14 protein-coding genes and 1 pseudogene are annotated in these 13,305 nt (G+C 67.6%); 6 read left to right on the top strand and 9 right to left on the bottom strand.

Features of this window, described 5'->3' with window-relative positions:
• Positions 1-116 precede the first annotated feature (116 nt).
• From arsA to PV766_RS20300, 3 genes are read right to left on the bottom strand one after another with little or no spacing between them, the layout of a single operon-like run.
• A complete protein-coding gene (gene arsA / locus PV766_RS20290; protein WP_006554195.1) occupies positions 117-1,913 on the bottom strand; it encodes an arsenical pump-driving ATPase in 1,797 nt (598 codons plus the stop codon).
• Positions 1,914-1,967: 54 nt separating this feature from the next.
• Positions 1,968-2,363 (bottom strand): arsenite efflux transporter metallochaperone ArsD, encoded by a 396-nt coding sequence (gene arsD / locus PV766_RS20295; protein ID WP_006554196.1) that lies wholly within the window; start codon positions 2,361-2,363, stop codon positions 1,968-1,970.
• A 29-nt stretch (positions 2,364-2,392) separates the two neighbouring features.
• Positions 2,393-2,809 (bottom strand): low molecular weight phosphatase family protein, encoded by a 417-nt coding sequence (locus PV766_RS20300; RefSeq protein ID WP_006554197.1) that lies wholly within the window; start codon positions 2,807-2,809, stop codon positions 2,393-2,395.
• Positions 2,810-2,873: 64 nt separating this feature from the next.
• Here PV766_RS20300 and PV766_RS20305 point away from each other — a divergent pair, with 64 nt between their 5' ends.
• Genes PV766_RS20305 through PV766_RS20320 form a run of 4 tightly spaced genes read left to right on the top strand, consistent with a single transcriptional unit; the run spans position 2,874 to position 5,534 of the window.
• A complete protein-coding gene (locus PV766_RS20305; protein WP_006554198.1) occupies positions 2,874-3,281 on the top strand; it encodes an ArsR/SmtB family transcription factor in 408 nt (135 codons plus the stop codon).
• A gap of 35 nt (positions 3,282-3,316) precedes the next feature.
• Positions 3,317-4,357, top strand: coding sequence for an ACR3 family arsenite efflux transporter (gene arsB, locus PV766_RS20310; protein WP_006554199.1), 1,041 nt, complete (start codon positions 3,317-3,319; stop codon positions 4,355-4,357).
• Between the two features lie 25 nt (positions 4,358-4,382).
• Positions 4,383-5,033: an arsenate reductase ArsC gene (locus tag PV766_RS20315; protein ID WP_006554200.1), complete on the top strand. Its 651-nt coding sequence runs from the start codon at positions 4,383-4,385 to the stop codon at positions 5,031-5,033.
• Between the two features lie 45 nt (positions 5,034-5,078).
• Positions 5,079-5,534 (top strand): arsenate reductase ArsC, encoded by a 456-nt coding sequence (locus tag PV766_RS20320; RefSeq protein WP_033098575.1) that lies wholly within the window; start codon positions 5,079-5,081, stop codon positions 5,532-5,534.
• Positions 5,535-5,562: 28 nt separating this feature from the next.
• Here the strand turns inward: PV766_RS20320 and PV766_RS20325 are convergent, their stop codons facing one another.
• The 4 genes from PV766_RS20325 to PV766_RS20340 all read right to left on the bottom strand — a co-directional run bounded on the left by PV766_RS20325 (position 5,563) and on the right by PV766_RS20340 (position 8,675).
• Entirely contained in the window at positions 5,563-6,540 is a 978-nt protein-coding gene (locus tag PV766_RS20325; protein ID WP_064061720.1) for an arsenic resistance protein, read from the bottom strand.
• Between the two features lie 83 nt (positions 6,541-6,623).
• Positions 6,624-7,391, bottom strand: coding sequence for a MerR family transcriptional regulator (locus PV766_RS20330; RefSeq protein ID WP_039586197.1), 768 nt, complete (start codon positions 7,389-7,391; stop codon positions 6,624-6,626).
• A 60-nt stretch (positions 7,392-7,451) separates the two neighbouring features.
• Complete coding sequence (locus PV766_RS20335) at positions 7,452-7,769, bottom strand: DF family (seleno)protein (protein ID WP_006554203.1); 318 nt, start codon at positions 7,767-7,769, stop codon at positions 7,452-7,454.
• Positions 7,770-7,787: 18 nt separating this feature from the next.
• Positions 7,788-8,675, bottom strand: coding sequence for a helix-turn-helix domain-containing GNAT family N-acetyltransferase (locus PV766_RS20340; RefSeq protein ID WP_064061719.1), 888 nt, complete (start codon positions 8,673-8,675; stop codon positions 7,788-7,790).
• Positions 8,676-8,775: 100 nt separating this feature from the next.
• Between PV766_RS20340 and PV766_RS20345 the strand changes: the two are divergent.
• Together PV766_RS20345 and PV766_RS20350 are read left to right on the top strand one after the other, a co-directional pair.
• Positions 8,776-9,989 (top strand): annotated as a pseudogene (locus PV766_RS20345) (NAD(P)-binding domain-containing protein).
• A gap of 176 nt (positions 9,990-10,165) precedes the next feature.
• Positions 10,166-10,549 (top strand): hypothetical protein, encoded by a 384-nt coding sequence (locus PV766_RS20350; RefSeq protein WP_065996612.1) that lies wholly within the window; start codon positions 10,166-10,168, stop codon positions 10,547-10,549.
• A 920-nt stretch (positions 10,550-11,469) separates the two neighbouring features.
• Here the strand turns inward: PV766_RS20350 and PV766_RS20355 are convergent.
• Both PV766_RS20355 and PV766_RS20360 read right to left on the bottom strand, forming a co-directional pair.
• On the bottom strand, positions 11,470-12,447 hold the full coding sequence (locus tag PV766_RS20355; protein ID WP_052040179.1) for a hypothetical protein: 978 nt from the start codon (positions 12,445-12,447) through the stop codon (positions 11,470-11,472).
• The coding region (locus PV766_RS20360; protein WP_421097737.1) for a hypothetical protein at positions 12,444-13,305 on the bottom strand (862 nt) is incomplete at its 5' end. The genes PV766_RS20355 and PV766_RS20360, both read right to left, overlap by 4 nt.

The following is a 13,305-nucleotide window of genomic DNA, read 5'->3' on the forward strand; positions in this document are numbered from 1 at the left end:
CGATACATCGTCGCAGCATCGAGTTTCAATACTCGAGCGGCGAGTAGCTCCCGATTCTGGGTAGACCTGTGGACGGACTTCCGCGGGAGAAGTTCCGCTGAATCCTCTACAGGTAGCTACTGCACCGGCGACGGTTCCGGACGCAGTTCGGCCAAGGATCCCACCGCGGTGATTCCGACGGGTTCGGTGGTGGATAGCGGAATCACCGCGTACCGGTCGGCAAGCTCACCCCGGACCTTGTCGATCTGCTCGAGTTCGGCTACGGCCCGCCGGCGGAGCAGCGGTGCGGTGGGCTCCGCTGCGGCAAGAGAGTTGTTGACCACCCACGCCCACGGCTCGATACCGGCGCGTCGCAAATCGCCCTGCAGACCGGCGGCCTCGAGCACCGGAGTGGTCTCGGCGAGCGTGACCAGCACAATCTTGGTCTGTGCCGGGTCCTGCAGCCGCATCAAAGGAGTGGTGAAGCGTCCGCCGTCGCCCATCTGCCGGGCGATCTCACGGTGATACGAGCCGGTCGCATCGAGCAACAGCAAGGTGTGACCCGTGGGGGCGGTGTCGACGACGACAAACTTGCGGCGTGATTCGTGGATGACCTTCGAAAACGCCTGGAACACCGCGACTTCTTCGGTGCAGGGGGACCGCAGATCTTCGGCGAGGGTGGCGCGGCCGGCGTCGTCGAGCCCGGCGCCCTTGGCGGCCAGCACCCGGTTGCGGTAGGCCTGACTGGCCTCATGGGGGTCGATGCGGGAGACCTCAAGATGGTCGAGTTCCCCGGCGAGAGTGTCGGTCAGGTGCGCGGCAGGGTCGGTGGTGGTCAGGTGCACGTCATGGCCACGGCGGGCCAGTGCCACCGCGATCGCGGCGGCGACGGTGGTCTTACCGACCCCGCCCTTGCCCATGCACATCACCAAACCGTGCCCGTCGGACTCGATCTCATCGACCAGATCCGCCAGGGAAGCATCGGTGACCGCCGCGACGTCCGGATCGACGCCGACGGCACTCGAGGCCGTGGTGATGTCGAACAGGGTGGCCAGAGCGTCGAGACCGACCATGTTCACCGGCTTGAGGGCGACCAGATCCGTGGGCAGCGCCGCGATCGCGGCGGGAACCGCGGCGAGCGCCGCCTGTTCGCGGTGATGCACGGCGGTGGCCAGCTGATCGGTGTCGTCGACGGGGGCGGGCAGCACGCCGTTGACGACCACATGCTGTCTCGTCATGCCGATCGCGGCGAGTTCGTCGTGGGTGCGGGCGATTTCGGTCAGCGCAGAGCGGTTGGCGCGGGCGACGAGCACCAGGCGGGTGCGACCGGGATCCGACAGCGCCTCGACCGCGCCGGCGTACATGGCCTTCTGCTTGTCGAGGCCGGCGAGCGGCCCGAGGCAGGACGCGTCGCCCTTGCCGTTATCGAGGAATTCGGTCCAGTTGCCGGGCAGCTGCAGCAGCCGGATGGTGTGGCCGGTGGGGGCGGTGTCGAACAGCACGTGATCGAACCCGGCGACCCGGTCGTCGGGATCGGTGAGCAGCGAGGTGAATTCGTCGAACGAGGCCACTTCGGTGGTGCACGAGCCGGACAACTGTTCGGTGATCGACGCGATCTCCGCGTCGGGCAGCAATCCGCGGACCGGGCCGACGATGCGTTCACGGTAGGCGGCGGCGGCCTGTTCGGGATCGATCTCGAGCGCCGACAACCCCGGCACCGCGGGGATCTCGGTGATCGTGTTGCCGATGCTCAGACCGAAGACCTGCCCGACGTTCGACGCGGGGTCGGTCGAGACCAGCAGCACCCTCTTGCCGGCTCGGGCCAGGCGCAGCGCCGACGCGCACGCGATGGAGGTCTTGCCGACCCCGCCTTTGCCGGTGAAGAACACGAACCTGGGTGGGTCGGTCAGGAACGTCGGGTCGGTGGCAGTCATGGCAGCAGATACTCCTCGTCGGACGGATCGGCGGGCGGGTGCGGATCTGGGTGGTCAGCAGCAGGTGGACTCGTCCGGTGTGCAGCACGAGTCGTTGTCGTCGGCGAGCCCGAGCATGGTCACCCCGGACGGCGCTGCGGCGGGAACATCGAGTCCGGCCCACGTGGCGAGCTCGGCGCGGGTCGGGTAACGCCCGGTGGCGACGGTGACGTCGTCGACGAGCACCAGCGGAAGACCGTCCGATCCGGCAAGTTCGAGGAACTTTGTGACGGTCTCGTTGTGCGCGAACGCGAGCGGGTCGTTGGCCAGATTGTGGCGGGTGATGGTGGCGCCCTGCCCGGTCAGCGCGGCCATGTCGGCGGTGAAGGTGACCAGGTTCTGGTCGAGGTCCTCGCCGCACACGCCGGTGTTGCAGCACAGGGCCGGTTCGAAGACTGCGATCGTGCTCATGGTGTTCTGCTCCTGGTTGGGGTAGGTGCTCAGCGGGTCGCGTCGAGTAGCCGGGTGGCGAGTTCGTCGACGCGGGTGGCGATGTCGCCGCGGACCAGACGCATCCGCTCGATACCGTCGACGCCGCGCTCGGACGGCTCGTCGATGTCCCAGTTCTCCACGACTACGCCGGCGGGCGCGTCGACGTGGGCTTCGCCGCCGAGGGTGACGACGAGGTCGACCTCGGACAGCAGCTGCGGATCGATCGGCTTGGGGTACTCGCCCGCGGTGGGTGCCCCGACTTCCTCGAGAACCTGCATCGACAGGGCGTTGAGCGACGAGCCGGGCGTGGTGCCGGCCGAATGGACAACGATCCGGTCGCTTGCGGTCTTGCGCATGAGGGCGGCAGCCATCTGGGATTTGCCGCCGTTTTTCACGCACACGAACAGCACCGAGGGTGTGGGCACGAGGGGTGGTCCTTTCCGACGGACTCGGGTTGACGATTGAATTGATAGAAGTCAATATAGACGTATGTCGAATCAGATGTCGAGCGAGGCCGAGCTGTGCTGCCCTCCACTCTCGCGTGAGCCCCTGACCTCCGATTGGGCCGGCGACCTGGCCCGCATGTTCAAGGCCCTCGGCGATCCGGTGCGCCTGCGCATGCTCAGCATGATCGCCAGCCACCAGGGCGGCGAGAGTTGCGTGTGCGACATCAGTCCCGCCTTCGACCTGTCCCAGCCCACCATCTCGCACCACCTCAAGGTGCTGCGCGAAGCCGGACTGCTCGACTGCGAACGCCGCGGCACCTGGGTGTACTACCGGGTGATCCCTGCCGCGCTCGAGCAGTTGTCCGCAGTGCTGGCCACCGAATCGGGGGTGCTACCCGGATCGACCTGTGCGTGCACCCCGGCCGAACCTCATCAGGAGACCGTTTCGTGACCACCACCACCGAAAACCGTTCTGTGGCAGGAAAAATGTCGACCCTCGACCGCTTCCTGGCCGTGTGGATCGGCATCTCCATGGTCGTCGGCCTGCTGCTCGGCCGGATGATCCCCGGGCTCGGCGACGCTCTGAGCGTCCTCGAGATCGACAACATCTCGCTGCCGATCGCCCTCGGTCTGCTGATCATGATGTATCCGGTGCTCGCGAAGGTGCGCTACGACCGTCTCGACACCGTCACCGGCGACCGCAAACTGCTGATCTCGTCGTTGATTCTGAACTGGGTACTCGGCCCGGCGCTGATGTTCGCCCTTGCGTGGTTGCTGCTGCCGGATCTGCCCGAGTACCGTACGGGTCTGATCATCGTCGGCCTCGCACGCTGCATTGCGATGGTCATCATCTGGAACGACCTCGCGTGCGGCGACCGCGAAGCCGCCGCGGTGCTGGTCGCGATCAACTCGGTGTTCCAGGTGATCATGTTCGCCGTCCTCGGCTGGTTCTATCTCTCGGTGCTGCCGGGATGGCTCGGACTCGAGCAGACCGCTTTCGACGTCTCCCCGTGGCAGATCGCCAAATCGGTGTTGATCTTCCTCGGCATCCCGCTCGTCGCCGGTTTCCTGACCCGGCACTTCGGTGAAAAGGCCAAGGGCCGTGACTGGTACGAAGACACATTCCTGCCGAAGATCGGACCGTGGGCGCTGTACGGGTTGCTGTTCACGATCGTGCTCCTGTTCGCGCTCCAGGGCGAGCAGATCACGTCGCAGCCGTGGGACGTCGCGCGGATCGCGTTGCCGCTGCTCGCCTATTTCGTCCTCATGTGGGGCGGTGGGTTCCTGTTCGGCGCCGCGATCGGTCTGGGTTACGAGCGCACGACCACCTTGGCGTTCACCGCTGCGGGCAACAACTTCGAACTCGCTATTGCCGTGGCGATCGGCACCTTCGGTGTCACCTCGGGTCAAGCTCTGGCCGGTGTCGTCGGTCCGCTGATCGAAGTGCCGATCCTCGTCGCCCTCATCTATGTCTCGTTGGCGCTGCGCAAGCGTTTCAAGAGTTCAAATACCCCTGCTGTGCAGTAAAAGTCGATACGCCAGGAGGCGACCGATGTCTTCACACCCCGCACAACCGGAACTGCTCATGCCTCAGGCGGTGCTGCAGCGTTCCGCCGAGCACCTCGCCGACAAGTACGCCGGGGTGTTCTCCCCGCAGACCGTGGAACGGATGGTGTTCGAGTCGTACGCTGCGCTGCGCCGCACCGCCAAGATCCACACGCACCTGACCGCCCTGGCCACCCGGTTCGCCGGCGAACGCCTCACCGCGCTGGCACAAGCCGACGGTGCGATCACCAAGGACGTACCGGAGGTGCTGTTCGTGTGCGTGCGCAACAGCGGCCGCTCCCAGATGGCGGCGGCGTTGCTCGCCCACCACGGCGTCGGACGCGTGCATGTGCGCTCCGCCGGATCGGCGCCCGCATCGTCGATCCATCCCGTTGTCGTCGAGGCGATGGCCGAGATCGGGCTCGATCTCGGCGCCGAATACCCCAAACCGCTCACTGATGATGTGGTGGCGGCCGCGGACGTGGTGGTCACCATGGGCTGCGGTGACGCCTGCGCGGTGTATCCGGGCAAGCGCTACCTCGATTGGTCGCTGCTCGACCCGGAAGACGAGTCGCTCGAGGCGGTGCGCGGCATCCGCGACGACATCGATGCCCGGGTCCGTGTCCTGCTGACCGAGCTCGGCGCTGTCTCTGTCTGATCTTGTCTCTGCCTGACCTTCCTCTACGAAAGGACGTTCCACTTCATGACCACCCACTCCGCCACCGATCGCACGCCGTCGGTGCTGTTCGTGTGCGTGCACAACGCCGGCCGTTCCCAGATGGCCGCCGGGTTCCTCACCGCCCTGGCCGGGGATCGGATCGAGGTCCGCTCCGCCGGCTCCGCTCCGGCCGCGCAGGTCAACCCCGCTGCGGTCGAGGCGATGGCCGAGGTGGGGATCGATATCTCCACGCAGAATCCGAAGATCCTCACCGTCGACGCAGTGCAGGCCTCCGATGTGGTGATCACCATGGGGTGCGGCGACACCTGCCCGGCATTCCCGGGCAAGTCCTACCGGGACTGGGTGCTCGAGGACCCGGCCGGGCAAGGGGTCGAGGCGGTGCGGCCGATCCGCGACGAGATCAAGGCCCAGGTCGAGGCGCTGATCGCCGAGCTCGTTCCAAACGTCGCCCGCGCATCAGCGTCCCCGCACTGTCGATGACCTGATCATCGACAGTGCGAGCGATGCCTCACGGCAGAGATGCTGTCGGTGTGTCGGGAACCATGCGTGGCACGAGCCGGACGTAGAGGACCATGCCGACGAGCTCGACCAGGGTTTGCGTGACGACGATGACGGGGGTCAGGGCATAGCCGGCCGGTAAGGCGAGCGCGAGCGGAAGTACCACGAGCGAATTGCGGGTGGCACCACTGAAGATCAACGCACGTGAGCGGCCGACGTCGAACCGGAACACTCGTGCCGCGATGAATCCGAGTCCGGCCATGAGAATCAAGAAGGCGGCGTAGACGGGGATGACCGTGCCGACGTGGTGGAGTTCGTCGCGAATTTTCGGGATCTGACCAGCCACGACGACGAACAGGGTTCCGGCCATCAGTGGAACCATCGCCGCGGTGAACGCGGTGGTGAGCACGACACCGACACGGCGCCGTGCAGCCAGGGCCTGCGTGACCCACGCCAGGGCGAGCGGTGCGACGATCAGGATGAGAAACGCCTCGAGGAACGGTGCGACGTCGACGATATCGGTGAGCTCTGATCCCATGAACAGCCACAACAGCAGCGGCAGTGCCGCCATCTGGGCGAACATCAGCAGCGGTGAGGCGGCAAGCAGTCGCCTGCTGTCACCTCCGGCGAGACCGGAGAACACGATGACGTAGTCGATGCAGGGCGTGAGCAGGGTCAGCAGGATGCCCAGCAGCACGGCCTGCGGGAATGTCACCACCAACGTCAGGGCGGCGACGACGAGCGGGACGACGACGAAATTGAGAACCAGGGCCGCGGTGAGGAACCGGCGGTCGCGGACGGCCTCGGCCAGTGTGGTGAACGGCACCTGCAGGAAGGTGGCGTAGAGCAGTGCCCCGAGCAGCGGGTAGATGCTCGCTTCGAACACCGACGAGGAATCCGGCAGGGTCAGTCCCACGACGGCGCCGGTCACCAGGGCACCGAGGTAGACGAGGATCTGGTGGCGTTCGAGCCACTGGGTCGCGGACATGCGCTGGTAGAGGCCTTTCGAGGCGGGTCGAGCGAGGCAGCAGTGGGGACCGGCTGTGAAAGCCAGGGATGTGGGACCGGTGGTCAGCGAGCAGGTGGGGCGCTCGTGCCGTCGCCGAACAACGCGCGCACCATTTCTGCAGCCGCTGCCGGTGCCCCCACGTCGAGGATCACTTCGGTACCGCGCAGATGCAGGTCGAATTCGTAGAACGGGCAGCAGTGCTGCTCGGCGGCGGCGAGTTCGGCGAGTGCACCGACTCGGTCGATGGGCAGGCGCAGTCGCACATCCGCCGGACCGGGTTCGCGGACAACGTCGACGAGTACCTGCTGCCACCGGTGCACACGTTCCCCGTGGTCGGCGGCGTCGAGGGAGCAGGCAATCGGCGGGTCGGCCGGCACGGTGATCGCCGCGCCAGGCGCAGCGAAAGGAGGGTCGACGACCTGGGTGCGGGGCTGCGGCGCAAGGAATCCGCAGCCGGCATCGCACGGCTCGGCGCGATCAGGCAGGTCGTCGAGCTGGGCAAGAGCATGCCGAAGCGTGTCGGTGAAGGCGGCGAGTTCCGCGGTCCGGGTGGCGGCCTCGTCCAGGCGAGCGGCCATCTTCGGGCGTAGCTGCGCACGGACCTCGGCGCAGGGATCGTGCTCCCACACCGCCAGTAGTTCGCGGATCTCACCCAAGGGGAGTCCCACGTGCTTGGCCGCCTGGATGAACGCAACGCGGTCGACATCCCGATCTCCGTAGACGCGATATCCACTGTCGGTGCGCCCCGCCGGGACCAGTCCTGCGGATTCGTAGAACCGCAAGGTGGTGGCCGGGACACCGGTGTGTTCGGCGAACTGGGAGATCAGCATCGTGCTCACTCCTCGACGGTAAACCTTCGAGTCGACTCGAAGGTCAAGCCCGACACCGGCTCAGCCCTGCCGACCTTCGACCCGGCGGAGCACGTCGATCAGCTCCGCGGTGCTCGGGGCGCCGCCGGGTCCGTCGGCGGTGCGGTAGACGCGGCAGGTCAACCCGACACCCTCGGTGGGACCGAACGGGTCGATCCCGTCGATGCGGATCGTCGGGGAGCCCGCGAAGGCGGCGCGCTCAGCAGCCTCCGGGGTCTCGATACGGCGCAGCCGGATCGGGGTGCCGGCGTTGCCGGTTGCGGCCAGGGCCTCGGCGAGGCGGTCGCGGGCGAGCTGCCAGTTCGGGCAGCCGTCGAAGTACAGCAGTTCGATATCCATGGCGGTCGGTCCCGTTCGTCAGTGGTTGTCAGCGGCGGGAACGGACTCGGAGCGGCGTTCGAGCAGTACCGTATCGCGCCACACCCCGGCGAGTTTGCCGATGCGTTCGCGCACACCGACGGTGCGAAACCCCGCCGAATGGTGCAGGGCGAGGCTGGGACGGTTCTCCGGGAAGATGGAGGTCTGCAGCGTCCACAGTCCGGCCTGATCGGCGGCGATGACCTGGGTACGCAGCAGCGCTTTGCCGACCCCGCGTCCGCGCATGCCGTCGCCGACGTACACCGAGTTCTCGGCCACCCCCCGGTAGCACTCGCGCCCCGACACCGGGCTCAACGCTGCCCAGCCGACCACCTGGCCCTCGATCTCGGCGACCCACCGATGCCCGGGCAGCCACTGGTCCTCGAGGACCTCGCGGGTGGGAACCTCGGTGGTGAACGTTGCGGTACCGGTGGCGATGCCCTCTCCGTAGATGCGGCGCACCGCCTCCCAATCGCGGTCGGCGAGCGGGCGCACGCTCACGTCGGCCGGGACGTCCTCGGGGCAGCACGGCCGTGCGGTGAGCACACCCATGACCGCGTCGGCGGCACTGGGTAGGTCGCTGCAGCAACTCGGGTTGACCATCACCACGGTGCTGGTGCCGTGTTTGCCGGTGGTGACGAAGCCGACGTCGGCGAGCTTGCGGACGTGATGGGAGATGGTGGGCTGGCCGATCCCGAGGATCTCGGCGAGTTCCCCGACGGTGATGCCGGCCGGGCGGGCGGCGACGTGGTGCAGCAGCCGCACCCGGGTGGGCTCGGCCAGGCAGGCGAACCACCCGGCGTAGGTGGCCGCGTCCTCGGGGCTCAGGGCGTCGATGTCCACCTCCGCGCCGGGGATGGCCGGGGTCGGCAGGCCGAGTGATGTCATACCCCCACTATATAGATGGGCATCGATGGCTGCATTCATCGATGCCCATCTATATTCTGGCGGCAGCTTAGATCGATACCCATCGATGAAAGGATCTGTTATGAGCGAGTTGCCCGTCGTCGTGGTGGGAGCCGGACCGATCGGCCTGGCCGCCGCCGCTCACCTGCGTGAAGGCGGCCTCGAGCCGCTGGTACTCGAGCGGGGTACCAGCGCCGGAGCCGCCATCACGCAGTGGCACAGCGTCCACACCTTCTCCCGCTGGGCCGAACTGATCGACCCCGCAGCCCGCGTCTCCTCGACACCACCGGCTGGAGCGCCCCCGGCGTCGACTCCTACCCCACCGGCCAGGACTGGGCCGGCCGGTACCTGACCCCGCTGGCCGACGCCCTCGGCGACGCGGTCCGGCTCGACCACCAGGTCATCGGCATCGCCCGCCGCGGCCGCGACCGGATCGTCGACGCCGGACGCGACACCGAACCGTTGTCGGTGCACGTACGCCACCGCGACGGCACCGAATCCCGCCTGCTCGCCCGCGCCGTGATCGACGCCTCGGTCACCTGGGACACCCCCAGCCCCCTCGGCGGTGAAGGACTGCCCGCCCTGGGCGAGCGCGCCGCCGCCGAGAAGATCACCTACCGCGTCCCGGACCTGGGCGAGGACGCGGTGCGCGCCCGCTACGCCGGCCGGCACACCGTCATCGCCGGTAGTGGCCACTCAACGCTCAATGCCATCGTCGCGCTGGCCGAACTCGCCCGCACCACCCCCGGCACCCGGCTGACCTGGGTGCTGCGCCGCGGCGACGTCGGGCTGCGCGCCAAGACGGCCGTCGACGCCGGACTCCTCGAGGTCGTCACCGGCTTCCGCACCGCCGCCGTCGAACCCACCACCGACGGTCAGCTCACGCTGGTCTCTGACACCGGCGCCCGCATCGACGCCGTCGGCGAGGTCATCGCCTCGACCGGGTTCCGCCCCGATCTGTCGTGGCTCTCGGAAATCCGCCTCGACCTCGACCCGGTCCTGCAGGCCCCGACCGCGCTGGCCCCGCTGATCGACCCAAACGTGCACTCCTGCGGCACCGTCTATCCGCACGGAGTCGCCGAGCTCTCCCACCCCGAACCCGGCTTCTACGTCGTCGGCATGAAGAGCTACGGCCGGGCCCCGACGTTCCTGGCGATGACCGGATACGAGCAGGTCCGCAGCATCGCCGCCGCCCTGGCCGGTGACCACGACGCCGCGGCCCGGGTCGAGCTGACCCTGCCCGACACCGGGGTGTGCGGCGGCGCCGGAGTCTTCGACGAATCGACCAATCCCTGATCCCCCGCTCCCAAGGCCATCACTCGTATCGCAGTCAGATGCGGCGCCGACGCATCGATGCCCGCCTCGTACATGTCGGTGACTGATCGAGCGCTGTGCGTGCGCCTGTAGCTTCCACCGCCGACCAGCTGTCCGAAGGAAACCTCCAAGTCCCGGTTCCCGGTTATCCGGAGATAGTGACCGAAAAGCCGGGTGAACTGATCCGGGGAAAGGCTGATCGCTATGTCGTTGTCGGCTACGTCGTGTCGTCCAGCCGTGCGAGCACCCGTGACAATTACATCGGCGCCCAGTGTGCCTGCGGCACTGGCCAACGCAGCCGCTCGATGGCGGTCGGCGATCGACAACTCATCGTGGCCAGCGGCTACCTCACCACGGTGATGGTCGAGCTGCGAGTAGACACCGAAGAAGTGTCCTGTGGCGCCCAGCACCTGGTCAACGCCAACAAACCCCTCCACCCCCACGACCGAGGAGTCACCCCTTCGGGGAGCCTCGTCCACGGTAGTGAAGTGAAAGCGGTACCACCGGTCGATGCCGAGAGCATTCATCCAATCGGATGGTGAATCGTCGTCGTTCTGAACGACAAGGCAGGACTCGATCTCGCTCCTCGTCAAGAGCGCTACCAGCGCCTCCACCGAGGATTGTTCGAGGGTGCCAGTGTCAACGAGAACTCTGATCTGACGAGTCGCCGGTTGTAGGGGATACAGCGGAACGCTCTCGCGTCCAGGAGAACTGACAGGTGGTCGAACGTAGCGGACGAAACGATGATTGGGGAGACCCCGGGGCACAATCAGCGGCACGATATTAGATTCGCATCTCCTGGCCCCGGGACCATCCAGCGACATCGCCGTCGGCGGCACATCACGTGAATAATCTGTGATCACCTGGTGTAAGTCGCTGGACCTGGCACCTGACGTAAGTGTCGATACTGATGGTGACAGTCCGGAGGCACGGGAGTGTCCGAGCGGGCGGGGATGTCGTCCCCATATCGTGCCGCCGCCGGTTGATGTCGGTGTCTGGTTCACCGGCTCCACGACCGTACCGACAAGGCGTTGCAGAAGCTCGCGGTGCCGGCCGGATGCTGCGCGAGGCAGGTGGGCAATGGGCTACGCCGCCGCAGCGTGCTGGCACGAAGTGGACGGGGAAGGGATCGGGTGCATTCGGTCGCCTCTCGGCGAAAGGCGCAACACGGCTCCAGCCGAACGGAACTCCGTGAAGGCAAAGGGTTGAGCCCGGGGGACACGGAAACGCACCCGATCCGGACAGTGCAACGCGCCCCTGCCTCCGGCTATTCCCGGCGCGAGTTGTCGTGGGCACGATAGCGTGAACTGCACCAGTGGCTCGGACCCAGGCTTTCTGATCCGCGTCGATACCGATGCGTGCAGTGCGTGCGATGCGTGCACGCATCGCGAGCCATGCATGCACCGTGGGTCGCGGACAGCGTGCGAGGTCTGGGGCTCCTCTCGAACAAGGAATGCCGGGCTTACAGCTCCAGGTCGGGGCCAGCCTGGGGACTGTGGTCGGGTGGCTCCGGCTGGGCCGGGGTCGTACTACCGCCGGGTGTACCGGGCTTCGAGCGTGGTGGGTGACCGGACACGGCGGCGCGCAGAGCCGACAGCAACGCCTCCTGTCCGCTGGGATCACGAGCGATCTGCTGCGCGGTGCCGGTGTCGCTTGGCGGTCGGGCCGTGTGGGGGTCGACCACGTAGCGGCGAATGAGACCGGACAGACGCGCCGGGGCGATAGTCAGTCCGTCGATGCGCTGGCCGCGGTCGAGCATGGCGACCAGCTCGTGCAGAGCCCGGGCTGCGTCCTTGCGGGCACCGGTACGGGCGGTGTGCAGCTTCCAAGCGGGAAACCGGTCTCGGTGTTCATGGGTGATCGACAACAGGGTGCACAGGTCGGCGACATCCTTGGCGGCGAGGCGGCTGCGCCAGGCGAGCGCCTTGAGCACCACCGCCTGCTCGACGCCGGGCACCGGCACCCCGAAACGCACGGTCTCGCCGGTCGTCAGGCGTGCCCGCACCCGCACCCGAATCGGGTCGGCGGCCAGCGCGAGGGTCAGACCGGGAATGGCGTCGAAGCCGCGCCCGGCGTACTCGACGCGTTCGATCCGGCGACCACCGGTGCCGGGAACCAGGAGATCAACCGACAGGGGAGTGCCGTCCCCGGAGGGTGCCTCGTAGTGGTTGCCGGTCACCAGCCGATAACCACGGGCAAGTAGCGCGGTGTGGAAGGTGGCGTCGGCCGCGGCGACAGGGTCCATGCCTGCATCGGCGTCGGCGGTGACCCGGGCAGCGGTGTCGGTGGGGTAGAGGCGACCGAGCAGGTGCACCATGTGCCCGCCGACGACCCGATAGTTGGCCCCGGCCGTGGCCGCGGCGAGATCGGCCAACGCCCGCAGGCCGCGGTCGGCGGCATTCGACGCGGCGAGGATCTCCACCTCGGTCGTATCAGTCACAGAGCAGCCTTCTGACGGATCGTGGCGAGCACATGATCGGCGGCTTCGGCGGCATCAGCGCCACCGGTGCGCAGCACATCGCCCGCAGTGATCAGCGGATCGGCCAACAGCACTGGCTCGCTGATCTCCGCGGTGCGCCACAGGGTCGGATCGGCGGGGACCTGCACGGCCATGGTGTGTTCGGCCTCGGTGGCGGGACTGAAGCCCGCGGCGGCGAGGTCGACGAACCGATCGGTGTAGAGCATCGCCCGGGTCGGCAGCCGCCATGGGGCGTACACATCGGCCGCGGCATCGCCGCTGACCAACACTGCCACATCCTGCCGGGCGCAGAAGTCAACAACGGCGGTGGCCTGGGCAATCACTGGATCCAGGCCGTACCAGTAGGTCACGGCGCCACCGGGACCGGGATAGCCGGCCAGATAGTCCGCGAGCAACTCCTCGGGGGATGCGGCGAACCAGCCGTGCTCGGTGCGCCGCGCCGCCTGTAGCTGTTTGAGGGCGAATGAGACTGCCTGCTGGGAGACCTCCAGTGTCTCGGCGAGCCGGTGTTGGGTTTGCGCCCTATCCGAGAGCAGCAGGACCCGGGCCAGAGCCCAGCGCACCCAGGGTTTGCGGCCCCGGGCAGCAGATGCGGCAGGGGATGTAGGGGTTGCGTTTTCGGTCACGTCGTAGCGCGCGCCGGCGAATACGAGTAGGTCTTCGTCCACGGCGATGAGATCGATTTCGCCGTTTGTCGCGAGAGTGCGCAGATGCGCCGTGGCGTGTGGGGTTACCACGAGCACGCGCCGGGCTGGGCCCGGTTCGGCGAGCAGCCGGGCGAGGACCGTGGGGGTGGGTGGCCGCCGGGATATGCGCACC

The sequence above is a fragment of the Rhodococcus sp. As11 genome, assembly GCF_048957735.1.
Lineage (GTDB): Bacteria > Actinomycetota > Actinomycetes > Mycobacteriales > Mycobacteriaceae > Rhodococcus > Rhodococcus gordoniae.